Annotated in this window: 30 protein-coding genes, 1 pseudogene and 1 riboswitch; of the genes and pseudogenes, 20 read left to right on the top strand and 11 right to left on the bottom strand. The window is 70.3% G+C overall.

Annotated elements, in window-relative coordinates:
* Positions 1 to 16: 16 nt before the first annotated feature.
* Together OG698_RS38710 and OG698_RS38705 are read right to left on the bottom strand one after the other, a co-directional pair.
* Entirely contained in the window at positions 17 to 319 is a 303-nt protein-coding gene (locus OG698_RS38710; protein ID WP_383084142.1) for an urease subunit gamma, read from the bottom strand.
* A gap of 198 nt (positions 320 to 517) precedes the next feature.
* The gene (locus OG698_RS38705; RefSeq protein ID WP_406108654.1) at positions 518 to 1,144 is read right to left on the bottom strand and encodes a TetR/AcrR family transcriptional regulator; all 627 of its coding nucleotides are present in this window, start codon (positions 1,142 to 1,144) and stop codon (positions 518 to 520) included.
* Between the two features lie 116 nt (positions 1,145 to 1,260).
* Here OG698_RS38705 and OG698_RS38700 point away from each other — a divergent pair, with 116 nt between their 5' ends.
* Complete coding sequence (locus OG698_RS38700) at positions 1,261 to 2,280, top strand: ABC transporter permease (protein ID WP_406108652.1); 1,020 nt, start codon at positions 1,261 to 1,263, stop codon at positions 2,278 to 2,280.
* A 203-nt stretch (positions 2,281 to 2,483) separates the two neighbouring features.
* Here the strand turns inward: OG698_RS38700 and OG698_RS38695 are convergent, their stop codons facing one another.
* A complete protein-coding gene (locus OG698_RS38695) occupies positions 2,484 to 2,762 on the bottom strand; it encodes a type II toxin-antitoxin system Phd/YefM family antitoxin (RefSeq protein WP_406108650.1) in 279 nt (92 codons plus the stop codon).
* 229 nt (positions 2,763 to 2,991) lie between these two features.
* On the opposite strand from OG698_RS38695, the gene OG698_RS38690 reads away from it, so the two are divergent.
* The 5 genes from OG698_RS38690 (at position 2,992) to OG698_RS38670 (ending at position 6,138) form a co-directional block, all read left to right on the top strand.
* Positions 2,992 to 3,351: a hypothetical protein gene (locus OG698_RS38690; RefSeq protein ID WP_326776897.1), complete on the top strand. Its 360-nt coding sequence runs from the start codon at positions 2,992 to 2,994 to the stop codon at positions 3,349 to 3,351.
* 163 nt (positions 3,352 to 3,514) lie between these two features.
* The gene (locus OG698_RS38685; protein ID WP_406108648.1) at positions 3,515 to 4,150 is read left to right on the top strand and encodes an ATP-dependent Clp protease proteolytic subunit; all 636 of its coding nucleotides are present in this window, start codon (positions 3,515 to 3,517) and stop codon (positions 4,148 to 4,150) included.
* Positions 4,151 to 4,157: 7 nt separating this feature from the next.
* A complete protein-coding gene (locus OG698_RS38680; RefSeq protein WP_399975497.1) occupies positions 4,158 to 4,466 on the top strand; it encodes a hypothetical protein in 309 nt (102 codons plus the stop codon).
* Between the two features lie 329 nt (positions 4,467 to 4,795).
* Positions 4,796 to 4,997, top strand: a riboswitch (cyclic di-AMP (ydaO/yuaA leader).
* A 3-nt stretch (positions 4,998 to 5,000) separates the two neighbouring features.
* Entirely contained in the window at positions 5,001 to 5,474 is a 474-nt protein-coding gene (locus tag OG698_RS38675; protein ID WP_406108646.1) for a C40 family peptidase, read from the top strand.
* Between the two features lie 106 nt (positions 5,475 to 5,580).
* On the top strand, positions 5,581 to 6,138 hold the full coding sequence (locus OG698_RS38670) for a DUF6328 family protein (RefSeq protein ID WP_406108644.1): 558 nt from the start codon (positions 5,581 to 5,583) through the stop codon (positions 6,136 to 6,138).
* A gap of 21 nt (positions 6,139 to 6,159) precedes the next feature.
* On the opposite strand, the gene OG698_RS38665 is transcribed toward OG698_RS38670, so the two are convergent.
* Positions 6,160 to 6,594 (bottom strand): ATP-binding protein, encoded by a 435-nt coding sequence (locus OG698_RS38665; RefSeq protein WP_406108642.1) that lies wholly within the window; start codon positions 6,592 to 6,594, stop codon positions 6,160 to 6,162.
* 272 nt (positions 6,595 to 6,866) lie between these two features.
* On the opposite strand from OG698_RS38665, the gene OG698_RS38660 reads away from it, so the two are divergent.
* Positions 6,867 to 7,748 (top strand): helix-turn-helix transcriptional regulator, encoded by an 882-nt coding sequence (locus OG698_RS38660; protein WP_356279965.1) that lies wholly within the window; start codon positions 6,867 to 6,869, stop codon positions 7,746 to 7,748.
* A 9-nt stretch (positions 7,749 to 7,757) separates the two neighbouring features.
* Positions 7,758 to 7,994 carry a DUF397 domain-containing protein gene (locus tag OG698_RS38655; protein ID WP_406108640.1) on the top strand — a complete coding sequence of 79 codons (237 nt, stop codon included), beginning with the start codon at positions 7,758 to 7,760 and terminating at the stop codon, positions 7,992 to 7,994.
* On the opposite strand, the gene OG698_RS38650 is transcribed toward OG698_RS38655, so the two are convergent.
* Complete coding sequence (locus tag OG698_RS38650; RefSeq protein WP_406108638.1) at positions 7,978 to 9,138, bottom strand: 8-amino-7-oxononanoate synthase; 1,161 nt, start codon at positions 9,136 to 9,138, stop codon at positions 7,978 to 7,980. The two genes, OG698_RS38655 and OG698_RS38650, sit on opposite strands and share 17 nt — an antisense overlap.
* A 212-nt stretch (positions 9,139 to 9,350) precedes the next feature.
* Between OG698_RS38650 and bioB the strand changes: the two genes are divergently transcribed.
* From bioB to bioD, 3 genes are read left to right on the top strand one after another with little or no spacing between them, the layout of a single operon-like run.
* Positions 9,351 to 10,544, top strand: coding sequence for a biotin synthase BioB (gene bioB, locus OG698_RS38645; protein WP_406108637.1), 1,194 nt, complete (start codon positions 9,351 to 9,353; stop codon positions 10,542 to 10,544).
* Entirely contained in the window at positions 10,537 to 11,859 is a 1,323-nt protein-coding gene (locus OG698_RS38640) for an adenosylmethionine--8-amino-7-oxononanoate transaminase (protein ID WP_406108635.1), read from the top strand. The genes bioB and OG698_RS38640 overlap by 8 nt, the downstream gene beginning before the upstream one ends.
* Before the next feature lie 5 nt (positions 11,860 to 11,864).
* The gene (bioD, locus tag OG698_RS38635) at positions 11,865 to 12,578 is read left to right on the top strand and encodes a dethiobiotin synthase (protein ID WP_406108633.1); all 714 of its coding nucleotides are present in this window, start codon (positions 11,865 to 11,867) and stop codon (positions 12,576 to 12,578) included.
* A gap of 178 nt (positions 12,579 to 12,756) precedes the next feature.
* Here bioD and OG698_RS38630 read toward each other — a convergent pair whose 3' ends face one another.
* Positions 12,757 to 13,095: a fic family toxin-antitoxin system, toxin component gene (locus tag OG698_RS38630; RefSeq protein ID WP_406111528.1), complete on the bottom strand. Its 339-nt coding sequence runs from the start codon at positions 13,093 to 13,095 to the stop codon at positions 12,757 to 12,759.
* Positions 13,096 to 13,144: 49 nt separating this feature from the next.
* Positions 13,145 to 13,372, bottom strand: coding sequence for a toxin-antitoxin system HicB family antitoxin (locus tag OG698_RS38625; protein ID WP_100597555.1), 228 nt, complete (start codon positions 13,370 to 13,372; stop codon positions 13,145 to 13,147).
* A 177-nt stretch (positions 13,373 to 13,549) separates the two neighbouring features.
* Here OG698_RS38625 and OG698_RS38620 point away from each other — a divergent pair, with 177 nt between their 5' ends.
* Both OG698_RS38620 and OG698_RS38615 read left to right on the top strand, forming a co-directional pair.
* Positions 13,550 to 14,344 (top strand): ABC transporter ATP-binding protein, encoded by a 795-nt coding sequence (locus OG698_RS38620; RefSeq protein ID WP_399975520.1) that lies wholly within the window; start codon positions 13,550 to 13,552, stop codon positions 14,342 to 14,344.
* Positions 14,345 to 14,354: 10 nt separating this feature from the next.
* Positions 14,355 to 15,246: pseudogene (locus tag OG698_RS38615) on the top strand (ABC transporter permease); the annotation flags it as partial.
* Here OG698_RS38615 and OG698_RS38610 read toward each other — a convergent pair.
* The 3 genes from OG698_RS38610 to OG698_RS38600 form a co-directional block, all read right to left on the bottom strand.
* Positions 15,215 to 17,224 (bottom strand): recombinase family protein, encoded by a 2,010-nt coding sequence (locus OG698_RS38610; protein ID WP_406108631.1) that lies wholly within the window; start codon positions 17,222 to 17,224, stop codon positions 15,215 to 15,217. The pseudogene OG698_RS38615 and the gene OG698_RS38610 overlap by 32 nt on opposite strands.
* 82 nt (positions 17,225 to 17,306) lie before the next feature.
* Positions 17,307 to 17,474 (bottom strand): hypothetical protein, encoded by a 168-nt coding sequence (locus tag OG698_RS38605; RefSeq protein ID WP_406108629.1) that lies wholly within the window; start codon positions 17,472 to 17,474, stop codon positions 17,307 to 17,309.
* Between the two features lie 7 nt (positions 17,475 to 17,481).
* Positions 17,482 to 17,790, bottom strand: coding sequence for a hypothetical protein (locus OG698_RS38600; RefSeq protein WP_406108627.1), 309 nt, complete (start codon positions 17,788 to 17,790; stop codon positions 17,482 to 17,484).
* A gap of 142 nt (positions 17,791 to 17,932) precedes the next feature.
* Between OG698_RS38600 and OG698_RS38595 the strand changes: the two genes are divergently transcribed.
* The 7 genes from OG698_RS38595 to mug all read left to right on the top strand — a co-directional run bounded on the left by OG698_RS38595 (position 17,933) and on the right by mug (position 24,941).
* Positions 17,933 to 18,823, top strand: a complete 891-nt coding sequence (locus OG698_RS38595) for an LLM class F420-dependent oxidoreductase (protein WP_406108625.1) — start codon at positions 17,933 to 17,935, stop codon at positions 18,821 to 18,823.
* A gap of 59 nt (positions 18,824 to 18,882) precedes the next feature.
* On the top strand, positions 18,883 to 19,308 hold the full coding sequence (locus OG698_RS38590; RefSeq protein ID WP_406108623.1) for a GNAT family N-acetyltransferase: 426 nt from the start codon (positions 18,883 to 18,885) through the stop codon (positions 19,306 to 19,308).
* A gap of 300 nt (positions 19,309 to 19,608) precedes the next feature.
* Complete coding sequence (locus OG698_RS38585; RefSeq protein ID WP_406108621.1) at positions 19,609 to 20,949, top strand: hemolysin family protein; 1,341 nt, start codon at positions 19,609 to 19,611, stop codon at positions 20,947 to 20,949.
* A complete protein-coding gene (locus OG698_RS38580) occupies positions 20,946 to 21,959 on the top strand; it encodes a hemolysin family protein (RefSeq protein WP_399975530.1) in 1,014 nt (337 codons plus the stop codon). The genes OG698_RS38585 and OG698_RS38580 overlap by 4 nt, the downstream gene beginning before the upstream one ends.
* A 79-nt stretch (positions 21,960 to 22,038) precedes the next feature.
* Entirely contained in the window at positions 22,039 to 22,827 is a 789-nt protein-coding gene (locus OG698_RS38575) for an SGNH/GDSL hydrolase family protein (protein ID WP_406108619.1), read from the top strand.
* 105 nt (positions 22,828 to 22,932) lie between these two features.
* Complete coding sequence (gene purB / locus OG698_RS38570) at positions 22,933 to 24,375, top strand: adenylosuccinate lyase (RefSeq protein WP_406108617.1); 1,443 nt, start codon at positions 22,933 to 22,935, stop codon at positions 24,373 to 24,375.
* Positions 24,372 to 24,941: a G/U mismatch-specific DNA glycosylase gene (mug, locus tag OG698_RS38565; protein ID WP_406111526.1), complete on the top strand. Its 570-nt coding sequence runs from the start codon at positions 24,372 to 24,374 to the stop codon at positions 24,939 to 24,941. The genes purB and mug overlap by 4 nt, the downstream gene beginning before the upstream one ends.
* A gap of 33 nt (positions 24,942 to 24,974) precedes the next feature.
* On the opposite strand, the gene OG698_RS38560 is transcribed toward mug, so the two are convergent.
* Positions 24,975 to 25,781: an SAM-dependent methyltransferase gene (locus OG698_RS38560; protein WP_406108615.1), complete on the bottom strand. Its 807-nt coding sequence runs from the start codon at positions 25,779 to 25,781 to the stop codon at positions 24,975 to 24,977.
* Positions 25,782 to 25,848 lie beyond the last annotated feature (67 nt).

Here is a 25,848-nt window from a genome sequence, read left to right as displayed (position 1 = left end):
GGAAGCGCTCCCCCCGTCAGACGATTGGATCGTGGACGGTGACGAGCTTGGTGCCGTCGGGGAAGGTCGCCTCGACCTGCACGTCGTGGATCATCTCGGGGATGCCCTCCATCACGTCGTCGCGGGTGAGCACCTTGCGACCCGACGACATGAGTTCGGCCACGGACCGGCCGTCACGTGCACCTTCGAGAATGTGCGACGTGACGAGAGCGATCGCCTCGGGATGGTTGAGTTTCAGACCCCGGCTCCGACGCTTCTCGGCCACGTCGGCTGCCACATGAATGAGCAGTCTTTCCTGCTCGTGCGGGGTCAGTTGCACAGCTCACCTCACAAGTCCCTCGCTCCGGACCGCGCGGGATCCGGCTGCCGCGGCCACCGCGGCGGATATAGATGTAACATACAAGAAATGCACACGATCTTGTGCATCCCGGTTACAAAAGCCCCTGATGACGTGCGGTGCAGGCTAATCGGGGGGAGTTTCAACGAGGTTAACCACCCATTGACCCGCCCATGACTGTCAGCCGACCTCGCCCATACTCATCAGGGCCCGCAGGCCGTTCTGCAAAGTTTCGACAGGGACGTGAACCTCCCCGAACAGGGCCTGCTGCGCGGCGAATCCCTGCGCCGTGGCGATCATGACCCGGGCGACGTCGTCGGCGGGGATGTCGGCGCGCATCATCCCCGCGGCCTGATACCCCTCGACGATCTTCACCCAGGCCGCGCGCACGCCGACGTACGCCTCGCGCATCACCCGGGAGAGCTCGTCGTTGCGCAGGGTCTCCGTCCACACCTGAACCATCAGCCGCGGGAAGACGGACACGCCCTCGTGCGTGAGCCCCGGCCGCATCCCGAGGATCCTGCTCAGAACCCTCCCCACCAGCACGTCCGGCAGCGCGGGCGGGCTCTCGGCGCCGGCCGACTCGAAGACACCCCGTATCTCGTCGAGCACCTCGGTGACGATGGCCCCGATCAGCTCCTCCTTGCCGCTGAAGTAGCGGTACACCGCGCCCGCGGAGAGGTTGACCGACTTCAGCACGTCCTGCATGGACGTGGCGTGGAAGCCGTTGAGCGCGAAGCAGAGGGTCGCACCGTCGAGGATCTGCCGACGACGGGCGTCCAGGTGTTCCTGGGATACACGAGCCATGGCCACAAAGTAAAACGAACATTCATTCTTGACAAGAGGCGACCACGCCGGGACAGTGGCCGCCAGTAAAACGAACGATCCTTCGCTATAAGCTCCCGCTCCTCCCGGAGGAAGCCATGTCCAGCCCGACCGCCACCCCGGCCCCGCCGTCTCCGGCGCGCAGGATGGCCGCGGTCGCCCTGCTCGTGCCGATGCTCGTCGCCCTCGCGCTGTGGGCGTTCGCCTGGCCCGGGGCCAGAACCGCGCCCCGGGATCTCCCGCTCGGCGTCGCGGGACCGGCGGCCGCCGCAGCACCCGTCGAGCAGCAACTGCGGTCCCACAAAGGCGCGTTCGAGATTCACCGGTATGCCGATGAGGCGGCGGCGTGCGCGGCGATCGCGGACCGGACCGTCTACGGAGCGGTGGTGGCGACTGCCCAGGGCCCGAAGCTCCTCACCGCGACGGCGGCGAGCCCCGTCGTGGCGCAGTTGCTCCAGCAGGCCGTGACCGCCGAGACGCCGAAGGGCACGCAGGTGCCGACGGTCGACGTGGTCGCCGCACCGGCCGGGGATCCGCGCGGGGCGGTGCTGAGTTCGAGCGTGCTGCCGCTGGCGATCGCGGGCGTGGCCGGCGGCGCCGTGGTGACGCTGCTCGGGCTGCGCGGGTGGCGGGCGGCGGGTGCGCTCGTGGCGGCGGCCTCGCTCGTCGGCGTCGTGGCAGCGGCGCTCACGCACAGCTGGCTCGGGGTGCTCACGGGCAACTGGTGGGCCGAAGCAGGGGTGTTGGGCCTCTCCGCGCTGGCCGTGGGCGGCACCGTGGCCGGGCTCTCCGCGCTGTTCGGCCCGGCGGGGATCGGGGTGGGCTCGCTCCTGATGGTGCTGCTCGGCAACCCGTTCTCGGGGGTGTCGTCGGCGCCGCAGCTGCTGCCCGAACCGGTCGGCCGCATCGGCCAGTTCCTGCCGCCGGGCGCGGGTGGAACGCTACTGCGCTCGGTCTCGTACTTCGACGGGGCGCGGGCCATGACGCCCGCCATCACGCTGGCGGCCTGGGCAGGGCTCGGGCTCGTCTGCGTACTGCTGGGCGGGCTGCGCAAGGAGCGGGGCGCCGGTGAAGGGGCCGGGGAGACCGCGGCGCGGGAAGCGGTGGCGGTCGGCTGACGCCGCGCTCCCTCATGACAGCCGTGCGTCCCCGCTGTAGCGGACGGGGGCGCACGGCCATTTCCTGCCCCGGGACAGTCACCCAAGTCGCTTGATCCGGGCGCCTCTTGAGGCCTGCGAGACGTAATGGACGTGGCGGACCGGCCAGATTTGCCCGACCTGCCGGATCGGCTGGATCTGCCAGACCTGCTGGATCCGCCGACTTACCTGACCTCCGGCCCCCGGTGTTCCGCGGCGATGCCGAAGCGGTGGCGGTCGCCGCCGGTGGGCGAGGTCGGGCCGATGCCGGAGACGGAGCTGATCACCCGCTCGTCCCCCGGCTCCCCCAGTGCCTCGAGTCGCTCGAGATCGGCGGCGGAGACCAGCGCGACGAGCGGCTTGCCGTGCCGGGTCACGACGACGCGTTCACCGCCGTACACGACGCGGTTGATCAGATCGGCGAGCTCAGCGCGGGCTTGCGTCACCGGAATCTCGTAGGCCATGTCCTCCAGCTTAGACCGGCCCCCGGTGCGGACACGGTCCGTGAGCGCACGGCAACCCGCAGGTGGGACGGCGGCCCGAGCGGGACGGTTGGGGGCGCCGCCGTTGTCAGTGGCTGGGCCTGACGTCGACGTGTCAACTGTTCGTGCTGCATGGCTGCTTGCGCGGATCCGACGAAGCCCCGCCCGGAACAGCGCCCGCGGCGGGGCGCCGTCCGCCTAGGCTCCGCGCATGGAACAGAGCGAGATCATCCTGCGCGCAATCGGCGTCCTGACCGAGACCCAGGAAATGGTGCGCAGGCTCAGCAAGGATGCTGAGCCCGACATCGAGACCGAGGACGCCCAGCTCGGGCGCCTGGTGACAGAGGCGTTCCCCTCCATCGAGATCCCGGCGGAATCGAGCGTGGAGGAGGCGGCTGAGGCGACCATCGCGGCGCTGATGCCGGTGACGATCTCCCTGGTGGGCGCGTTCGCCTTCCTCTTCTCCGAGCTCGCCGAGGTGCATGACTCGGGCAGGACCGACATCAAGAGCGCCGACCTCCTGCAACACCTCGCGCTGCGCCTGTCCAGGACGGACGACGGCGACCGGTAGCCACGCCCCAGAAGCACGGAGAGGGGGCCGGCCACGCGCATCGGGCGCGGGCCGGCCCCCTTCTTCGCGTTTCTCGGAGCCTGGCCCTACTCCGCGATCCGTACGTCCTGTACATTTTTTACAGAAGCAGCGACAGAGTTCCGCGCTCACGGAGGCATGTGCCATGAACCGACCTTCCGCCCGCTACGTCCTGCCCGAGTTCACCGAGCGCACCTCGGCCGGGCACCGCACGCTCGATCCTTACTCCAAGCTCTTGGAGGAGCGGATCGTCTTCCTGGGGACACCGATCGACGACACCTCCGCGAACGATGTGATGGCGCAGTTCATGCACCTCGAGTACGCCGCGCCGGACCGGGACGTCTCGCTGTACATCAACTCCCCCGGCGGCTCGTTCAGCGCGATGACGGCGATCTACGACACGATCCGGTTCGTCAGCTGCGAGGTCGAGACCGTGTGCCTCGGGCAGGCTGCCTCCGCCGCCGCCGTACTCCTGGCCGCCGGGACGCCGGGGAAGCGGGCCATGCTGCCCGGCGCGCGTGTGGTGATCCATCAGCCGGGGCTGCCCGAGCCCGCACAGGGCCAGCCGACCGACCTGGAGATCCAGGCCCGTGAACTGGTGCGCATGCGCGCCCAGCTGGAGGAACTGCTCGCGCGGCACACCGGGCAGAGCCGAGAGCGCATCGGCGCCGACATCGAGCGGGACAAGATCTTTCGGGCCCAGGACGCCGTGGAGTACGGGCTCGTGGACCGGGTCATCGAGAACCGCAAGCTGTCCGGTTCGGCCCACGGCGCCAGGTGACCCGGCGATGCTGCCGCCCGAGCTGCCCCCGCTGCCCGCGCTGACGCGCGCCGAGTGCGAACTCCTCGACCGCTATCTGGAAGTGGTCGACCTGCTCGGAAGGATCAACCCGGCCAGGAGCGACCACACGTATGGCGGACTGCGGGCCGCGCAAGCGCTCGTCGGCGGGGCGACGGCGCTCAGGGACGCCCTGACGCTCATGCATCAGCGAGGCGAGACCGAGCTCCACGCGACGACGCTGGCTCGGGCTTTGCGGGTCCTGGACGGAGAAAGGAGGTCACAACGGGTCACAGTGCCGCCGGAGTCGGTCAATTGACGGCCCGTTCAAGACCGAAGCGATCGATCCGAACCGTCCGGGCCGGGGTCGAAACGGACCAGAAGAGGTACCCACATACGGCGTAGCCGGTACTCGCACATGCGAACCGGAAAAGTTGCGCGGAACGCCTACGCGAAGTCGGGAATTCCGCCTTCCGCTGCTGGTGCGGGGCTCGTTGGGACCCCCGCACCGGGGGGGAGAAGTGTGCTGTCCACCCGATTGGATCACTCGTGAGGACACTCACACAACGCCGATTCGGCTCTGCGTTCGCGCCGTTTGTGCGTGAAGATCCCTTCCGACGACAAGCCCCCGCCGCCGCGGCGGGGCGGTCCGTGCGGACGCCGAGTCCTGCCGCCGTACGGATGCCAGGTCGACAGAAGTGGATCGGCAGGAGTGGAGGACCCAAGCACGACGGGCCGCCGGAGCTGTTTTCCGGGCCGGCCCTTGGGGTGAAGCCGCACTTCGCGGCCGGGCAACTTCGCCAGCCCGAATCCGACAGGTCATCCTTCACAGGCGGCTGACGAAGGGTTGCGCATGACTGCGCTCAATCGTGTCCCGTCGCTGCTGACCCGGGCCGGCACCGCCTCGGCCCTCACGCTCGCCGTAGCGGGCGGCAGCCTGCTGGTCCCAGGAGCCACGCCCGAAGCGGAGGCCTCGCCGCCTGCGACGAAGGCCCTCCAGATCGCGGCCTCGAGGAAGGGAAGCCCCTACCAGTGGGGCGCCTCAGGACCGCACAGGTTCGACTGCTCGGGCCTGACGGCCTACTCGTTCAAGCGTGTGGGCAAGAGGCTGCCCCGTACCGCCGCCCAGCAGTACAACAAGACCCGCCATGTCTCCGCGTCCCATCGCAAACGCGGTGACCTGGTCTTCTTCCATTCAGGCCGCGGCGTCTACCACGTCGGCATCTACGCCGGGAAGGGAAAGATCTGGCACTCGCCGAAGACCGGTGACGTGGTACGGCTCCAGCGGATCTGGACGAAGAGCGTCTGGTACGGGCGCGTGCGGTAGCGCCACCTGACGGGTCCTCGGGGACCTGGGGGCCCGTCAGTCGTCACCAGGTGCACGCGCCTGCCCCGGCCGTCTCGGAACCGCGCGATGGGGTACTCGTGGTCGTATGGACGAGGACCGACCGGCCGGCGACGAGGACGCCCCACGCAACTCAGGTCCAAGGAGCGTGGGGCAGGACCGGCACGAGACGCCGCTGGAGCGCGCGGACCGGAACTTCGGCGAGCTGCTCCAGGAGCTGAGAGTCACCCAGACGGGCGTGCAGATCCTCTTCGCGTTCCTGCTGACGCTGGCGTTCACTCCAAGGTTCCCGACGCTGGACGGCGTGCAGCGCGCGACGTACATCGCGACACTGCTGCTCGCGGTGCTCGCCGCCGCGCTGTTCACGGCGCCCGCGGCGCTGCACCGCGAGCTGTTCGGGCGGGGTGCCAAGCCCCAGATCGTGCAGGTGTCCTCGCGGCTCGCCGCGGCCGGCCTGGGCGTTCTGATGCTCGCCCTGACCGGGTCCGTGCTGCTCGTCGTGGACGTCACCGCGGGCCGGGCGGCGGGCATCGCGGCTGGGGCGGGCACGTTCGCGGTCTGTGCGGGCCTGTGGGGCGTACTGCCGCGTCTGGTGCGGCGCTCACTCACGCGGGCACAGGAGGGGACGGACACCCCGTCCCCGTAGCCGCGCCACCACCGCCGGCCTTCACACCGACTGGACAGGGACCGTCCACGGCAGGGCGATCCACACGGTCTTGCCGCCCTCGGCGGTGGGCCTGACCGACAGGCTTCCGCCGCACTCGGCGGTCAGACAGCGGATGATCACCATGCCGCGCCCGTTGTCCTGCTGGACGGCGGCGGGCAGCCGCTTCGGGTAGCGCGGGTGGCTGTCCGTGACGCCGATGCGCAGGTGTTCGTCGCGCTCCAGCTGCACGTCGACTGTGAAGACCGGCGACTGCCCGCGGGTGTGCATCACGGCGTTCGTGGCGAGTTCGGAGACGATGAGCCGGACCGTGTCTGCTGTTTCCGCGTCGCGCGGCATGCCCCATTCGGCGAGTACGTCGCCGACATATGTGCGGGCCGAGGAGACCGAGGCAGGATCGCTCGGCAGAGTGACGGATGCTTCCTGGTGATCTGCCATGGCCACGTCGTCCCTTTTTTCGCCGGGGCCTGAATCCGACACATGGCGGATGACTCGAGGCAACCCCCGGACTGGTGCTTCGCGCCAGACTGCCACTCCCGCTCCGACAGTGGAGCCGATCCCCCGAGATATGCATATATCTGTCGCTCGAAGCGGTGAACTCTGTGTCGGTGGACCGCATTTGGGTGTACGCCGCCGGCTTCCTCTACCGTCGGCTCGGAACACGATCCGCCGGGCCGGAAGGAGCCGGGCCGCAGGTCCGAGGAGAGAGAATGAAACACGGTCCGGCGGTGCGCCGCCGCAGGCTCGGCGCGGAGCTGCGCGCGCTGCGCGCCCGCGCGGGGCTCACCAGTGGCGAGACGGCCCGGCTCGTCGGCTGGCACCAGTCGAAAGTGAGCCGTATCGAGACAGGCCGCAGCGGCGTGAAAGCGTCGGACGTACGCCTCCTGCTCGACGCGTTCGAGGTCACGGACCCCGGCATACGGGACCTGCTGGTCGCGCTGGCCGGGTCGGGGGACGACGGCGGCCAGCACTGGTGGCACGCCTACCGGGGTCTCCTGCCGCCCGCCTACCGGGACTTCATCAGCCTGGAGTCGCAGGCGTGCCGGGTCAGGACGGTCGAGACGTCCGTCGTGCCGGGCCTCCTCCAGACGCCCGACTACGCGCGTGCGGTGACCAGGGCCGCGCTCGACGGGCTGCCGGACGGGCAGGTCGACGCCCTGGTCGAGGTGCGGATCGCCCGACAGGACGTGCTGCGTTCGGCGTCGCCGCTGCGGCTCAGCGCGGTACTCGACGAGGCAGTGCTGCGCCGGCCCGTGGGCGGTCCCCGGGTGATGGCGGAGCAGCTGCGCCATCTCGCCGCCGTGGCGAAGCTTCCCCATGTGCGGCTACAGGTATTGCCGTTCGCCGCGGGGGAGCATGTCGGCCTAACCGGCCCTTTCGTTGTGTTCTCATTTCCGAACACTTCTGATCTGGACGTAGTAGTTCTCGACCATTTGACGAGTAGCCTCTACCTCGAGCGGAAAGAAGACCTCAAGGCGTACACGGACGCCTTTGACACCCTTCGGATCCACGCCCTTTCGCCCGGGGACTCGCTGGATTTCATCGCCGGGATCGCCGGAGCGCACCCCCCACCGGACAGTGAACGCACGTAAGGAGGCACCATGTCAGCTCTGCCTCGGTACGTACCATCCGCCGCAGTTCCCAGCACCTCTCTGCACGACGCGTCATGGCGGCGAAGCAGCCGAAGCACCGGAATGAACAACTGCGTCGAGACGGCTCCGCTGCACCGCGGCCCTTCGGCCGGACTGCTCGCCGTGCGCGATTCCAAGCGCACGGCCGGACCCGCCCTGCTGTTCTCGCCCTCCGCCTGGGAGGGGTTCCTCAACTCCTTGCGGTGAACGCCGAGTCGGGAGCGTTGCGGCTGATCACCCGTACGGCCTCGGCGATTTGATCGTCGGTCAGGTCGGCGCGGGCGGTCAGCCGCAGCCGTGAGATGCCGTCCGGCACGGACGGCGGCCGGAAGCAGCCGACGGCGAGGCCGACTTCGCGGCAGTCGGCCGCCCAGCGCACGGCCTCTTCGGGCGACGGCGCGCGCACGGAGACGACGGCGGCGTCCGGCCGTACGGCCTGGAGTCCCTCGGCGGTGAGGAGTTCGTGCAGCGAGGAGGCGACGGCGCGCGCCCGTTCGGCGCGCTCGGGCTCGCGGCGCAGCAGGCGCAGGGCCGCGAGTGCGGCGCCGGCCGCCGCGGGCGCGAGGCCCGTGTCGAAGATGAACGTCCGTGCGGTGTTGACGAGATGGTCGATCACCCGGGCGGGACCGAGGACGGCGCCGCCCTGGCTGCCGAACGACTTGGACAGCGTGACGGTGACGACGGTGTCGTCGGCACCCGAGAGCCCCGCCGCCTGCGGCGCCCCCTTGCCACCGTCGCCGAGCACTCCGAGCCCGTGAGCGTCGTCGACGATCAGACCGGCCCCGAACTCCCTTGCCACTCCCGCCAGTTCAGCCAGCGGAGCCGCGTCGCCGTCCACCGAGAAGACGGAGTCGGAGACGACTACCGCCTGCCCCTGATGCGTGTCGAGGGCCTTACGGACGGCGCCCGGGTCGGCGTGCGGGACGACCTGCGTGGCGCCGCGGGCGAGCCGGCAGCCGTCGATGAGGGAGGCGTGATTGCTCGCGTCCGAGACGATCAGGGAGTCGTGCGGGGCGAGCGCGGTCACGGCGGCGAGGTTGGCCGCGTAGCCGGACGACAGGACGAGTGCCGCCTCGAAGCCGCAGAACTCGGCCAGTTCGCGCTCGAGTTCGGTGTGCAGTTCCGTGGTGCCCGTGACGAGCCGCGAGCCGGTGGCGCCGCCGCCCCAGCGCAGCGCCGCGTCCGCCGCCCCCCTGGTGATCTCGGGATGGCGGGTGAGACCGAGGTAGTCGTTGCTCGCGAGATCGAGGAGCGGGTTCTCGGCGGGGCGGGGACGCAGCGTGCGGACGAGTCCGGCGCCGCGGCGCACGCGCTCCTGCTCGTCGATCCAGCCGAACGGCGATCCCGCCATGTGAGTCCCTCCGACGGCCATGTCGCGGCCGGTTCTCGAGTGGGGTGTGCTGTCCCGTGCCCGCTGCTGCTTTGTAGACAGTTTTGTAGGCAGTGCACAGACACTAGCGGGACATCCAGCCACCCAGGATGTGGCAATACCCACACGCCGAACCGGCAGAGTTGTCCGAAGCCTCCTTGGCCTGAGCAGGGGACGTAGGTCAGGATCGGGCCATGGACCTGCTGAACACGCTGGTGGACAAGGGGCTGCGGCGCGAGCTGCCGAGCCGTGAAGAAGCGCTCGCCGTTCTGGCGACTTCCGACGACGAACTGCTCGATGTGGTCGCCGCGGCCGGCAAGGTGCGGCGGCAGTGGTTCGGCCGGCGGGTGAAACTCAACTATCTGGTCAACCTCAAGTCGGGCCTGTGCCCCGAGGACTGCTCGTACTGCTCGCAGCGGCTCGGATCCAAGGCGGAGATCCTCAAGTACACGTGGCTGAAGCCCGACGAGGCGTCGAAGGCCGCGGCCGCCGGTGTCGCGGGCGGCGCGAAGCGGGTCTGTCTGGTGGCGTCCGGGCGCGGCCCGACGGACCGGGACGTCGACCGCGTGTCGGAGACCATCGGCGCGATCAAGGAGCAGAACGAGGGCGTCGAGGTGTGCGCGTGCCTCGGTCTGCTGTCCGAGGGCCAGGCCGAGCGGCTGCGCGGCGCGGGGGCCGACGCGTACAACCACAACCTCAACACCTCCGAGGGCACGTACGGCGACATCACGACGACGCACACCTACGCGGACCGCGTCGACACGGTGCAGAAGGCCCACGCGGCCGGTCTGTCCGCCTGCTCCGGTCTCATCGCGGGCATGGGCGAGAGTGACGAGGACCTGGTCGACGTCGTCTACTCCCTGCGCGAACTCGACCCGGACTCGGTGCCGGTCAACTTCCTCATCCCCTTCGAGGGCACGCCCCTCGCCAAGGAGTGGAACCTGACGCCGCAGCGCTGCCTGCGGATCCTCGCGATGGTCCGCTTCGTCTGCCCCGACGTCGAGGTGCGGATCGCGGGCGGGCGCGAGGTGCACCTGCGCTCGATGCAGCCGCTGGCACTCCACCTCGCCAACTCCATCTTCCTCGGCGACTACCTGACGAGTGAGGGCCAGGCGGGCAAGGCGGACCTGGACATGATCACGGACGCCGGGTTCGAGGTCGAGGGCACCGACCAGGTGACGCTGCCCGAGCACCGGGGCGGGCCCTGCGGTTCCGGGGCTGAGGCGGCCTGCGGTTCCGGCGGGGGCTGCGGCTCCCATGGGGAAGGGGGCTGCGGCTCGCACGAAGACGCCGCGAAGTCCCCGGTCGCCGAGGTCCCCGAGGCGCGTACGGACCTCGTCGCCGTACGCCGCCGGGGTGCCGGTACGGATCTCGCGCCCAATGCCTGAGGGGCCGGGACTGCCGGTGTCGGGGCTGCCCGTGACGGAGCTGCTCGACCTCGACCGGCGACACGTCTGGCATCCGTACGGTCCGATGCCGGGGCGGCAGGAGCCGCTCGTCGTCGAGTCGGCGGCCGGGGTGCGGCTCCGGCTCGCCGGCGGTGGCGATGGGGTCGGTGAAGGTGCCGAGCTGGTCGACGGGATGTCGTCCTGGTGGTCGGCGATCCACGGCTACAACCACCCCGTGCTCAACGAGGCGGTGCGCGACCAGCTCGGCCGGATGAGCCACGTCATGTTCGGCGGGCTCACGCACGAGCCCGCCGTCGGGCTCGCGAAGCGCCTTGTCGACATGTCGCCCGAAGGTCTGGAGCATGTGTTCCTCGCCGACTCGGGCTCCGTGTCCGTCGAGGTCGCGATCAAGATGTGCCTCCAGCACTGGCGTTCCCTCGGGCGGCCGGAGAAGCGCCGCCTGCTGACCTGGCGCGGCGGTTACCACGGCGACACCTGGCAGCCGATGGCGGTCTGCGACCCCGAGGGCGGCATGCACGAGCTGTGGTCGGGTGCGCTGCCGCAGCACGTGTTCGCCGACGCCCCGCCCGCCGCGTACGAGGAGGCCTACGCGGATCATCTGCACGAGCTGATCGGGCGTCACGCCCATGAGCTGGCGGCCGTGATCGTGGAACCCGTGGTGCAGGGCGCGGGCGGGATGCGGTTCCACTCCCCCGCGTATCTGCGGGTCCTGCGCGAGGCCTGCGACGCGCACGACGTGCTCCTCGTGTTCGACGAGATCGCCACCGGGTTCGGGCGGACCGGGGCGCTGTTCGCCGCGGAGCACGCGTCGGTGACGCCCGATGTGATGTGTGTCGGCAAGGCGCTGACCGGCGGCTATATGACACTGGCGGCGACGCTGTGCACGGCGCGCGTGGCGGACGGGATCTCGCGCGGCGAGGTGCCGGTGCTCGCGCACGGGCCCACGTTCATGGGGAACCCCCTCGCCGCCGCGGTGGCCTGTGCCTCGATCGACCTCCTGCTCGGGCAGGACTGGGCCACGGAGGTCAAGCGGATCGAGTCGGGTCTGCGGGAGTCGCTCGCCGCTGCCTCGGAGCTGCCCGGGGTGCGCGACGTGCGCGTGCTCGGCGCGATCGGCGTCGTACAGCTGGACCACGAGATCGACATGGCTGCCGCCACTCGGGCGGCGGTGCGCGAGGGCGTGTGGCTGCGGCCGTTCCGCGACCTCGTGTACACGATGCCCCCGTACATCACGGGGGACGAGGATCTGGCACGGATCGGCCGCGCGGTGTGCGCGGCGGCACGGGAGGGCTGAACAGCATGACGGTACTGGTGGTCACGGGGACCGGAACCGAGATCGGCAAGACGGTCACGACGGCGGCCGTGGCGGCCGCCGCGCTGGCCGCGGGGCGGTCGGTGGCCGTCCTGAAGCCGGCCCAGACCGGGGTCGGTCCCGGTGAGTGCGGGGACGCGGACGAGGTGAAGCGCCTGGTGGGCGACGGGGTGACGGCCGTCGAACTGGCGCGGTACCCCGAGCCGTTGGCGCCGGCGACGGCCGCGCTGCGGGCCGGCCTCCCCCCGGTGCGCCCGCACGAGGTGGCCGACGCGGCGGCGAAGCTGGCCACGGAGCACAACCTCGTCCTGGTCGAGGGCGCGGGCGGCCTGCTCGTGCGCTTCGACGCGGACGGGGGCACCCTCGCGGACGCCGCCAGGCAGCTCGGAGCGCCGGTTCTCGTCGTCGCGGCGGCGGGGCTCGGCACGCTCAACTCGACGGCCCTGACGACGGAGGCACTGCGCGCCCGTGACCTGACGCCGCTCGGCGTCGTCGTCGGCAGCTGGCCGGAGCACCCCGACCTCGCGGCCCGCTGCAATCTCGCGGACTTCCCCGAGGTCTCGGGGACGAAGCTCCTCGGCGCGATCCCCGAAGGGGCAGGCGCACACCCCACCTTCCGTACATCCGCGCCGAGTTGGCTGGCACCGGAGCTGGACGGAACGTGGGACGCGACGGCCTTCGCCGCGAGCGTCGCCGGGTAGCCCTGGACGGCGCCTACGGTCTTTCGTTCGGATCAGGCCGGATCAGGGAGCGGGGTCATGGGCCCCTGCTCGAGCGGAGCCGAGAGCTTGGGGGGAGTCGGCGACTGACGACAACGCCGCGAGGTGCGGCACCAGACCCCCGCGAGCCGACATGATCCAAACGAAAGGCCCCAGCGGCTCACAGGGTCCATCTGCGGAGTTCCTCCGCGATGTCGTGCACGGTCGCCCCGCCGTCCTTGACCAGGCGGGCCAGTTCTCTGACCTGGTCGGGCGACGTGGCGACCTTCAGGCCGCTGGCGACGAGATAGGCGTACGCGACGGCCGACGCGAACATGGCGTTCGAGCGTTCGAGGGCCGGGACGTGGAGGAGCAGCTGGAGCAGTGACGCGGCCCGCTCGTGCGGGCTGTCGTAGACGGCGGTCCCGAATATCTCCGCCTCGTGCCGGCTGACGGCGGCGACGAGCGCGCCCCAGTCGGTCACCTGAGGGTCTCCGGGGGTCTTCTGTTCGGCGATCATGAGAAGCCACGCCAGGTCGATACGCACGTTCTTCGTTTCGCTCAAGGGCTCAGCGTCGGCCTTCGCGCTCCGCGCCGAATTCCTCGGCGAACACGGATTCGTACTGCTTCATGAAGTCGGCGGCTGCCTCGACGAACGTCCGGCCGAGCTCGCCCGCGTCCTGTCTGACCAGCTCCTCGATGTACCGGTTCACACTCACGCCGCGTGCGAGCGCACGCTCACGCGCGGCTCGGGCGGTGTCCTCGTCCACCCGTACGTTCAGCTGAGTCTTCGCCATGACTTCACGCTAGCGCCGACGCGCTAGCATCGGCAAGGAGGCGGCGAAGGTGCCCCTTACACGCGTATCGGGAGCCCGACCTCGGAGGGATACCGCGGGTGTGACGCACCCCACTACCCTCGTACGCGACACGGGAGTCGTGACGGCCAGGACGACGGCGGGATCCAGGAGGCGGCCTTGTCCACAGCGGCAGCAGAACAGCCCTACGACCTGGCGGAGGCGGGCGACGTCGCCGCGCGCGCCCGCGGCCTGACCAAGGCGTACGGGTCCGGCGAGACCGCGGTCCTCGCGCTCGACTCGGTCGACGTGGACATCGCGCGCGGCCGGTTCACCGCGGTCATGGGCCCCTCGGGGTCGGGCAAGTCCACGCTGATGCACTGCCTGGCCGGGCTCGACTCGGTCTCCGCGGGTCAGGTGTGGCTCGGGGACACCGAGATCACGGGCCTGCGCGACAAGGAGCTGACGCGACTGCGGCGCGACCGGATCGGCTTCATGTTCCAGTCGTTCAACCTCATTCCGACGCTGAACGCGGCGGAGAACATCACGCTGCCGATGGACATCGCGGGCCGCACCCCGGACGCGGAATGGCTGAAGCAGGTCATCGACACGCTGGGCCTCGGCGACCGGCTCAAGCACCGTCCCGCACAGCTCTCCGGAGGGCAGCAGCAGCGGGTGGCCTGCGCCAGGGCCCTCGCGTCGCGGCCGGAACTGATCTTCGCGGACGAGCCGACGGGGAACCTGGACTCGCGCGCGGGCCTGGAGGTCCTCGGGTTCCTGCGCGAGGCGGTGGACGACCTCGGGCAGACCGTCGTGATGGTGACGCACGACCCCGGCGCGGCGGGCCACTCCGACCTGGTGCTCTTCCTCGGTGACGGCCGCCTCGTGGACGAGATGCCGCAGCCCACGGCGGAGGCGGTCCTGGAGCGCATGCGCCTGTTCACCGGGGGAAACCCCCACAACTCCCAGCCGTAGAGAGGCCGTTGTGCTGAAGGCGACGCTCAGGAGTTTCCTCGCGCACAAGGGCCGACTGGTCCTGTCGGGGCTTGCCATCGTCCTCTCGGTGGCGTTCGTGGCGGGCAGTCTGGTCTTCTCGGACACGGTGACCCGCACCTTCGACCGGCTGTTCGCGTCCACGTCTGCCGACGTCCAGGTGAATCCGAAGCAGGACTCCCTCAGCGAGTCGGTGCCGACCGGGGCGGTCGAGACCGTCCCGGCCCGCCTCGCCCGGCAGATCAGGTCCATCGACGGCGTCTCCGCGGCGAGGATCGACGCCGCCGCCGAGAACATCACCGTCGTGGACGACAAGAACGAATCGGTCGGCCCGACCAGCGGCGCCCCCACCATCGCCACCAACTGGTATGTGACGGACCGCAGTCCGGTCCGCCTGACCTCGGGGCACGCCCCGCGCGGCAGTGGCGAGGCGCTGCTCGACGCCGACACCGCCGACAAGAAGCACATCCGCATCGGCGACTCGCTCACCGTGCTCGCACAGCCGGGCTCCTTCACCGTGCGGATCGTCGGCATCGCGACCTTCCGCACCACCAACCCCGGCGCCGCGCTCGTCTTCCTCGACACGGCGACGGCGCAGGCGAAGCTGCTCGGCAGTACGGACCGCGCGACGAGCATCTCCGTGGACGCGGCCCCCGGGGTGGGCGATGCCGCACTGAAGGCTCGGCAGTACGGACCGCGCGACGAGCATCTCCGTGGACGCGGCCCCCGGGGTGGGCGATGCCGCACTGAAGCAACGGATCGCCCAACAGCTGGGCTCCGGCTACGACTTGAAGACCGCCGGCGAACAGGCCACATCGGACGCGGCGGACCTCGGCTCGTTCCTCGCCGTGATCAAGTACGTGATGCTCGGCTTCGCAAGCCTCCGGCCAGGTTCTGTTCGGTGTCTAGGAGCAACTCCGGAATCACCCAGGTACGGATCGACATGGAAGGCGACGTCCAGGGCCGGAACGGCTCCTGGCCCGCGGCCCCGTCGAGCAGGGCCATCGCCTGCTCCCACAGGCCGGTCTTGCTCCAGCGGACCCAGTGGGTATGCACGCCTCCGCCGTTGCCGTACTCGGCAGGCAGTTGCGTCCACTGGACGCCGGTTCGAGCCTTGTGCAGGAGCCCGGCGACAACCTGTCGGGCGTCGTGCTTGCGCAGCTTCGGGAAGAGGTGGGAGACGGACTCCCAGTTGTCGTCCGTCAGTTCCGGGACGGTCTTGTCACGGTCCCGGAACCACGAGGCGAGTGAACAGGCGGTGCCCTGCCGCCCCTTAGGGGCGTCCCGCTTCACCGTGACCACGGTATCCAGCAGTTCCAACAGTCGTTGCTTCTGAACGGGGGCCAGGTTCTCCAGCCTCTTGTGGGCCGTCTCGGCCATCTTTAGCAGGTCCTTGGCCCTCTGGCCCGCCGCCTCTGTCTCGGCCTGCCAGGCGGCCGTCTCGTTCCGCAGCTTGGTCAGGCTGGCCAGTTCGTCAGTGAAGGGCTGCACGGCGGCAGCTGCCATCTTCTCGGCCTCGGCGTCACTGGCGCCTTCGGCCACCGCGTCTCGTACCGACATGGACAGCGTCAGGTTCTTCGTCCTGCGCAGGTTGGAAATCTGCTTGTCCAAGTCCAGCAGCCGTTCGGCGTGGTTGATGTTCTGGCCGGCGTTCACGCCGGTCCAGTCCTGGGCGATCTCGTGCAGGCGGTCGGCATCTCCGAGTGCTTCGCAGACCTTGACCCAGACGGCATTCTCTGTGACCTCGGCTTCCAGGAAGGGGCAGTTGCATCCCGGCCCGCCGGCAGAGGCGGAGCCGTTGCAGCGGTAGCCGGGCACCTTCCCGTTCTTGCGGTGACCGACGTACTTGTATCCGCAGCGCGCAACCAGTCGGTTACTCAGGATGTAAATTCGCCCGCGCTTGACGGGTGGCCCCTTCTTCACCAACTCGGCTGCCTCGTACAGCTCGTCGGCTTCCTCTGGCGTGAAGACTGGCGGCAGGTCGATGACGACCGATTCCCCGTACAGGGGCTTGCCTGCCCGGTCCAGCTTGGCCTTCTTGCTCTTGCGGAAGACGATCCTGGAGTTCAGTACCGCGTCCCCCAACATGACCTTCTGGAGGTTCTGGTACTTCCACGGCTTGCCGCTCTGGCTGAACAGCCGCTCGGCATTCAGTACGGCTTCGGTCTCCGGCCAGCTCTTCAGCTTGACGAAGACCTCTCGCCCGCGGCGGAGGGTCGGCACATCGGCCGGGTTCAGGATCAGTTTGGAAGCGCCCTTGATCCCCTGGTTCTCGACCATGTATCCGAAGGGGACGAACCCGCCGGTGTAGCCCCCGTCCTCGGCCTTCTCCTGAAGGCCGCCTTGGGTGCGGTCGCGGATGGTCTCGCGCTCGTCCTCGGCCCGGTCCGCGTCCTTGCGCATGCGCGAGCGGCCTTCGTTGGTGGTGTTGTCGTAGTCGCCTTTGACGACTGCGGTGTACACCCCAAGGTCTTCCAGTTCCCAGACCCAGGGCCAGAAGGCCCTGTCCCGTCGGCCGATGGCTCGGGCCTCGGCCACGGCCACGATGTCGAAGGGCGTCGTCGGCTGCCGTGCGGCCTCCATCAGGCGGGTCAGGTCGGGGCGCTCATGCGCCTCCAGGCTTCCGCTGAAGCCTCCGTCGGCGTAGATGCCGACCAGGGCGTGGCCCTTCTTGGCAATGTGCTTGATGACCCTCTTGCCGGTGTACGACAGGCCGAAGCCCTGCTTCTGGTCCTCCGTGGAGACCCGAAGGTAGGCGACGGCTCGCAGCTGTCCGGGCTTCGGCTCCTGGAAGACAGCCCCGATCTCTTTGACCAGGGCCTCAAGCTCACTGTCTGCAAGGTTCGTGAGAGTCTGTTCCACGTCAGTCCTCCGTGACTGGCCAGACCCCGGGGTGTTCGCAGCGCCGCCGGGGTCACCTATGTGGCGGCATTATGTCGCTCGGTCAGCCGACGGGAGGGCCGAACAGGATCTCCATCACCTCTCGATAGGCCGTCGGATTGGGCTCACCAACCACGAGAGTGATGTCCACGGACGGCTCGGGGTCGTCCTTGAAGCGCTCCCGCAGCCATTCGCCGGCCTCTTCGGCCTGTACGTCCCTGCCGTCCTCCATGGCGCTCCTAGCTCTTGCTCTCGAACTCCTCGGCCCACAGACCCGGTTGCCACCGGGCAAGGGACTGCGTGATGTGCTGGATGGTCGGCCGGTTCTCCGGCCGGTAGAAGTCCCAGGCATCGCGGGGCTTCATGAAGGCGGGGGCGAGCATGAAGCGCCCCTGGCCGCGGCCAGTCTTCGTGTCCCAGGCCAGGTGCTGGCCGGCCTCGCGGGCATCCGTGCAGGGCCGCGTCACGGCCTCTCGAAACCGCTCCTCGCTGCTCAGCCGCAGAGGGGAATGGAAAGGCCCCAGGATGACTACGACCGAGCCGACCACGACCGCGACGATCGTCCCCCACGGCCATCGCGCACGAATGATGTACTCGCCATGCGGTCTCCCGGCCGTTCAACTCATCCGACGTCATCTCGCCCGAGTTCGACTCCCGCTGGTTCAACTCGCCCGAGAGTGAGGAGAGTTCATGAGTCGCGCGTTCCGGTTCGGCGTCAACATGGTCACCCCCGCGACCGGCGACGAGTGGCGCAAGCGCTGCCGCAGGGCCGAGGAACTCGGCTACGACGTGATCCTCGTCGCCGACCACCTGGGCCTGCCCTCGCCGTTCCCCTCCCTGGTCGCCGCCGCCGAGGCGACCGAGCGCCCACGTGTGGGCACGTTCGTCCTCAACGCCGGCTTCTGGAACCCGGTGCTCCTCGCCCGAGAGGTGGCGACCACGGACGCGCTCACCGGCGGCAGGCTCGAGCTCGGCCTGGGCGCAGGCTACGTACAGGCGGAGCACGAGGCGGCCGGGCTGGCCTGGGGGTCGCCCGGTGAGCGAGTGGACCATCTGCGGCACGTCGTGGAGGAGCTGGACCGGCTGCTCGGGTCGGACGAGCATCAGCCGCGGCCCGCGCAGCACCCCCGCCCGCCGCTCCTGATCGGCGGCAACGGCGACCGGATGCTGAAGCTGACGGCCGAGCACGCACAGATCGCGGCGTTCACCGGGGCGCGCTCCGTCCCCGGCGACCCGAGCGGAAAGCTCCAGCACCTCGCCCCCGGGGAACTGGACGAGCGCGTCGCCGCCTACCACCGTTTCGCCGCGGGTCGCGCGGAGCCCGCCGAGCTCAATCTGCTGATCCAGATGGTCACGGTGACCGACGACCGGCGGGCCGCGATCCGGCCGGTCCTCGAACACATCCCGCAGTTCACGGAGGACGAGGCGCTGGAGCTTCCGCTGCTGCTCGTCGGCACGGTCCGCGAGATCGCCGACCAGGTGCGCGCGCAGCGCGACCGCTACGGGTTCACGTACCTCACGGTCCTGGAGCCGTACATGGATGCGTTCGGTCCGGTCATCGAGGAGCTGCGGAAGGGATGAGGCGGTCCGCATCCTGAAATGGCGCACGGGCCCGGCCGCTCGGTGGTGGGATCGGACCCATGAGTGATCTTCGGATACGGGCCGCGACGCCCGACGACCTCGATGCCGCCCTCGCCTTCTGGAAGGTGTCCGCCGAGGGCACGAGCATCAGTGACGACCGTGCGGGCGTGGAGCGGCTCGTCGCCCGCGACCCCGAGTCGCTGCTGCTCGCCGAGCGCGACGGGGAGCTGGTGGGGACCGTCATCGCCGGCTTCGACGGGTGGCGCTGCCATCTGTACCGCCTCGCGGTGCATCCGGACGCGCGGCGGCAGGGCGTGGGGTCGGCGCTGCTGGCCGCCGCGGAGGAAAGGTTCGTACGACTCGGTGGGCTGCGGGGCGACGCGATGGTCCTGGACCGCAACGAGCGCGCGCAGCACGCGTGGCGTGCCGGGGGTTACGCGCCGGAGCCGCAGTGGACCCGCTGGGTCAAGCACCTCACGGACTGATCCGTACCGGGCTCACACTCCGGACGGACACCTGCCGGACGGGCACCTTCCGAACAGACACCTTCCGAACAGACACGGTCCGGACTGACACCTTCCGGGGCCGGGGCGACGGCGTCCCGGCCACACCGGCTTTGCCGATCCTTTACCATGGTTGCTCCACTTGTCTTGTCCTGTTTGTTGTTCTGCTTCTTCCCTTGAAAGGTGTGAGCGTCCGCCCATGGGCGAGCCTCCCAGTACCCGGCGCCTGCGACATCGCGCGATACCCACCGCCCTGCCCGATCATGGGACGGAGGTGACCCGATGACCGAAGTGCTTCTGCTCGCCGTGGCGGTGCTGCTCTCGCTGGCCTGCGGTGCGTTCGTCGCGGCCGAGTTCTCCCTCACCACGGTCGAGCGTTCCGGCCTCGAGCGCGCTGTCGAGCGCGGCGAGCGCGGCGCCGCCGGCGCCCTCAAGGCCGTACGGAACCTCACCTTCCAGCTCTCCGGCGCCCAGCTCGGCATCACCGTGACCAATCTGGTCGTCGGCATGCTCGCCCAGCCGTCCGTCGCCACGCTGATCGCGGGCCCCCTGGAGAGTCTGGGGCTCTCCCGCTCCACCGCCTCCTCGGTCGCGCTGGTCATCGGCACGGCACTGTCCACGGTCTTCCTGATGGTCGTCGGCGAGCTCGTCCCGAAGAACTGGGCGATCTCGTCGCCGCTGGCCGTCGCCAAGCGCGTCGCGACGCCGCAGCGCTTGTTCAGCGCCGCGTTCCGCCCCTTCATCACGCACCTGAACAACACCGCGAACCGGGCTGTGCGCCGCTTCGGCATCGAGCCCGCCGAGGAGCTGGCCTCCGCGCGCGGACCGCAGGAACTGGTGGCCCTGGCCCGCCACTCCGCCAAGGAGGGCGCCCTCGAGGCGGACACCGCCGAGCTGTTCATGCGGACCCTGAACCTCGCGGACCTGACCGCCGAGAACGTGATGACGCCGCGTGTCCAGGTCGTGGCGCTCGACGCGCAGGCCACCTGCGAGGACGTGGCGAACGCGACGCGGGCCACGGGCCTGTCCCGGTTCCCCGTCTACCGCGGCAATCTCGACTCGGTCGTCGGCGTCGCACACATCAAGGACGTCCTGGCCGTGCCCGCCGAACTCCGTGGCCGCCGTTCCGTGTCCGATCTCATGCGCGAGCCGCTCCTCGTACCCGAGACCCTGACCGTCGACCGGCTCCTCGACCGGCTCTCCGGGAAGCGCACGATGGCCGTCGTCATCGACGAGTACGGCGGCACCGCGGGCGTCGCGACCGTCGAGGACATCGTCGAGGAGGTCGTCGGCGAGGTGCGGGACGAGCACGATCCGCACGAAACGCCGGACCTCGCGCCGGCCGGCATCGACGACGAGGGCCGCGGCCTCTACTCGGCCGACGGCGCCGCCCGCACCGACCAGCTCCAGCGGGTCGGACTGCGCGTCCCCCACGGCCCCTACGAGACGCTCGCCGGCCTGGTCGCGACCGAGCTCGGCCGGATCCCGGCCGTCGGCGACAGCGTCGAGGTGGCCGGATGGCGGCTCGACGTCGTGGACGCCGCGGGTCACCGCGCGGCCCGCGTCCTGCTGCACGCGCCCCTGGCCGGGCAGTCCGACGACGCCCCGGAGGGGAACCGATGACCGCGATCCAGCTCCTGATCGGTCTGGCGACGCTGGTCGTCAACGCCTTCTTCGTAGGCGCCGAGTTCGCCCTGATCTCCGTACGCCGCAGCCAGATCGAACCGCACGCCGACGACGGCGACCGGCGGGCGAAGAGCGTCATGTGGGGCCTTCAGCACGTGTCGGCGCTGCTGGCCGCGGCGCAGCTCGGCATCACGCTGTGCACCCTGGTGCTCGGCATCGTCGCCGAACCCGCCATCGCCCATCTTCTTGAGCCCCTGTTCGACGCGGTCGGCGTGCCGCACGGCCTGGTCCACCCGATCTCGTTCGTGATCGCGCTGACGGTGGCCACGTATCTGCACATGCTGCTCGGCGAGATGATCCCGAAGAACGTCGCACTCGCCGAGCCGGTGCGCAGCGCGCTGCTGCTCGGCCCGCCGCTCGTGACCCTCGCGAGGGCGCTGCGTCCGGTGATCTTCACGGTCAACGCCTTCGCGAACGGTCTGCTCAAGCTGTTGCGTGTCGACGTCAAGGACGAGGTGTCCGCGACGTTCTCGGACGACGAGCTGGCCCGTCTCGTCAAGGACTCGGGCGACGCGGGACTGATCGACGACCGCGCCCAGGAGCGCCTGCGCGACGCGCTCGAACTGGGCCGCCGCCCGGTCAGGGACGTCGTCCTGCCGCTGGAGCGGGTGGTCTACGCGCATGTGGGCGTCACGCCCGAGCAGCTCGAGCAGCTGTCGGCCCGGTCAGGGTTCTCGCGCTTCCCCGTGGTCGACGACAACCGCCGCATCGTCGCCTATCTGCATGTGAAGGACGCCCTGGACGCGTCGCCGCGTGATCTGCCGTTCCGGATTCCGGACATGCGGTCGATCGCGCGCGTCCGCGAGACGACGCCGCTCGACGACGTCCTTTCGGCGATGCGCAGCAGCCGTACGCATGTGGCGGCGGTCCTCGGCTCGGACGGGCGGCTCGCGGGTCTGGTGACGATGGAGGACGTCCTGCGGGAGCTGTTCGGCCAGCCCGTATGAGCTCGGCGCCGTGTGCCCGACGTCGGGCACACGGCGCCTCTTCGGCTGTCCCATGGCCCGGGTTACCATCGCTTCCGCCATGCAGAAAAATGCCAACCACACCAGTTACAGCAGCCTCGTCACGGTCGGTGACTCGTTCACCGAGGGCATGTCCGACCTGCTGCCCGACGGCTCCTACCGAGGCTGGGCCGACGTACTCGCCGGCCGGATGGCGGCTCGCACGCCCGGCTTCCGCTACGCGAACCTCGCCGTGCGCGGCAAGCTCATCGGCCAGATCGTCGACGAGCAGGTGGACGTCGCGGCCGCGATGGGCGCCGACGTCATCACGCTGGTGGGCGGGCTCAACGACACCCTGCGCCCCAAGGTCGACATGGGCCGGGTGCGCGGGCTCCTCGAAGAGGCCGTCGAGAAGCTGGCGCCGGCCTGCGAGCGGCTCGTCCTGATGCGCAGCCCCGGCCGCAACGGCCCGGTGATGGAGCGCTTCCGGCCCCGCATGGAGGAGCTGTTCGCCTGCATCGACGACCTCGCGGCGCGGCACGACGCGGTGGTCGTCGACCTGTACGGGCCACCCGTCCTCGGTGACCCCCGCATGTGGGACGTGGACCGGCTGCACCTGACACCCGAAGGGCACCGCCGGGTCGCCGAGGCCGTCTGGCAGGCGCTCGGCCACGAGCCCGAGGACGACTGGCGGGCCGTGCTCCCGTCGACCGTGCCGCCGGGCTGGGGCGCGCGCCGCGTCGCCGACGCCCGCTTCGCCAAGCAGCACCTGGTCCCCTGGATCGGCCGCCGCCTGACGGGCCGCTCCTCCGGGGACGGCCGCCCGGCGAAGCGACCTGAGCTGCTGCCGTACGAGGCTCCGCGGGGCTGACCTGCCGAGACGGGGGCGACGCGCGCCGGGCGCCCCGCCCTCGTAGCTTCCGACGAACGGGGCCCTGGCGCTGGCCTGCACGAATCGCCAGTAGAATCCGTACACGTGACTGCTGCGCCTGCAAAGCCCCGTATCCCGAATGTTCTCGCCGGACGCTACGCCTCCGCCGAGCTCGCCACTCTCTGGTCCCCCGAGCAGAAGGTGAAGCTGGAGCGTCAGCTCTGGCTCGCCGTGCTGCGCGCGCAGAAGGACCTCGGGATCGAGGTGCCGGACGCCGCTCTCGCCGACTACGGGCGCGTCCTCGACCAGGTCGACCTGGCCTCCATCGCCGAGCGCGAGAAGGTCACGCGCCACGACGTGAAGGCCCGCATCGAGGAGTTCAACGCCCTCGCCGGCCACGAGCAGGTCCACAAGGGCATGACGTCCCGCGACCTGACGGAGAACGTCGAGCAGCTCCAGATCCGGCTCTCCCTCGAACTGGTCCGCGACCGCGCCGTCGCCGTCCTCGCCCGCCTCGGCAAGCTGGCCGGTGAGTACGGCGAGCTGGTGATCGCCGGCCGCTCGCACAACGTCGCGGCGCAGGCCACGACCCTCGGCAAGCGCTTCGCGACCGCCGCCGACGAGCTGCTCGTCGGGTACGCCCGGGTGGAGGAGCTGCTCTCCCGCTACCCGCTGCGCGGCATCAAGGGCCCCGTCGGCACCGCGCAGGACATGCTGGACCTGCTCGGCGGCGACGCGGCGAAGCTCGACGAACTGGAGCAGCGCATCGCGGGCCACCTGGGCTTCTCGCAGGCGTTCACCTCGGTCGGCCAGGTCTACCCGCGCTCCCTCGACTACGAGGTCGTCACCGCGCTCGTGCAGCTCGCGGCCGCGCCGTCCTCGACCGCCAAGACGATCCGTCTGATGGCCGGGCACGAGCTCGTCACCGAGGGCTTCAAGCCGGGCCAGGTCGGCTCGTCCGCCATGCCGCACAAGATGAACACCCGCTCCTGCGAGCGCGTCAACGGCCTCATGGTGATCCTGCGCGGCTACGCGTCGATGACCGGTGAGCTGGCCGGCGACCAGTGGAACGAGGGCGACGTGTCCTGCTCCGTGGTGCGCCGTGTCGCGCTGCCGGACGCGTTCTTCGCGCTCGACGGTCTCCTGGAGACGTTCCTGACGGTGCTCGACGAGTTCGGCGCGTTCCCGGCCGTCGTCGCCCGCGAGCTGGACCGCTACCTGCCGTTCCTCGCCACGACGAAGGTCCTGATGGCGTCGGTGCGGGCGGGCGTCGGCCGCGAGGAGGCCCACGAGGCCATCAAGGAGAACGCCGTCGCGTCGGCCCTGGCCATGCGCGAGCAGGGCGCCGAGCGCAACGAGCTGCTCGACAAGCTCGCCGCGGACTCGAGGATCCCGCTGGACCGCGCCGGGCTCGACGAGCTGATGGCCGACAAGCTGTCCTTCACGGGCGCCGCGAGCGACCAGGTCGCGACCGTCGTCGCGCGCATCGAGGAGATCGTCAAGCAGCACCCGGAGGCCGCCGGTTACGCGCCCGGAGCAATCCTCTGAGCAGGCTGACCCCCGCGGACCTGGAGGCCGCCCGTGACCGCATCGTCCCCGATGTGGTCGCGAGCGGCCTCTCCGTGCTTTTCTGCGGGATCAACCCGGGCCTGATGACGGCCGCGACGGGCCACCACTTCGCGCGCCCGGGCAACCGCTTCTGGCCGGTACTCCACCTGTCCGGGTTCACGCCCCGGCAGCTGGCCCCCGCCGAGCAGGAGGAACTCCTGTCGTACGGGCTCGGGATCACGAACGTCGTCGCGCGGGCCACGGCGCGGGCGGACGAGCTGAGCGGGCAGGAGTACCTCGACGGGGGCCGTCTGCTCACCGCCAAGGTGGAGCGGCTGCGGCCGCGCTGGCTCGCGGTCGTGGGCGTGACGGCCTACCGGTCCGCCTTCAAGGAGCCGAAGGCGAGGATCGGACCGCAGGAGCGGATGATCGGCGGGACCCGGGTGTGGGCGCTGCCCAACCCCAGTGGTCTGAACGCGCATTGGACGGCGGCGACGATGGCCGAGGAGTACGGGCGGCTGCGCGCCGCCGCCTCGGGGGACGACGTCGCGGGGCTCCCCGGCTGACGCGGCGCGTGACGGGTTGCGCGGTGGCGTGCGTCAGGGCTTGCGGGCCATGACGCCGAACTGGGCGACGATGGGCCCCTCGTCGGCGCCGTCCGTCCGCCAGCGCGCGCAGGAGACGAGGCCTGGCTCCAGGATGTCGAGTCCGTCGAGGAAGCCCTCGATCTCGGCCCGGCTGCGGGCGGTGATCGGCGGCGTCGCGTTCTCGTTCCAGAAGCGCATCGCCTCCTCGTTCCCCTCCCCGCCCAGTTCCAGCGTGGGGTGCGTGACCACGAGATGACTGCCGGAGGGGACCGCGTCCAAGAGGTGGCGCACGATGGACGTGGCCTCGGCGGTGTCGAGGATGAAGTTCAGGATGCCGAGCATCATGACCGCGACCGGCCGGCCCAGGTCGAGGGTGCCTGACGCGGCGCGGAGGATGGCCGCGGGGTCATGCGCGTCCGCGTCCACATAGCTGGTGGCGCCCTCGTCCGTGCTGGTGAGGAGCGCGCGGGCGTGCGTGAGCACGATCGGGTCGTTGTCGACGTAGACGACGCGGGAGTCGGGGGCGATGCGCTGGGCGACCTCGTGGGTGTTCTCGGCGGTGGGCAGGCCCGTGCCGATGTCGAGGTACTGGCGGATGCCTGCCCGGCCGGCGAGGTAGGTCACGGCGCGGCCGAGGAAGGCCCGGTCGGCCCGCGCCACTTCGCCGATGCTGGGGTACATGGAGGTGACCTGGTCGCCGACCTGCTGGTCCACCTCGTAGTGGTCCTTGCCGCCGAGCCAGTAGTTCCACACGCGGGCGTTGTGCGCGATGTGGCTCGCGATCCGCTCCCCCGGCTCCTGCCCGCTCTGCTCGCTCACGTGCTCTCCCTCGCCTCGGTCGTGCCATGACCCGCTGCCAAGATCCCATGGTGGCACGGGAGTTCCC

It is taken from the genome of Streptomyces sp. NBC_01003, from assembly GCF_045162695.1.
Lineage (GTDB): Bacteria > Actinomycetota > Actinomycetes > Streptomycetales > Streptomycetaceae > Streptomyces.
The sequence above is the reverse complement of the archived record's forward strand: the minus strand, read 5'-3'. Positions and strand labels throughout refer to the sequence as shown.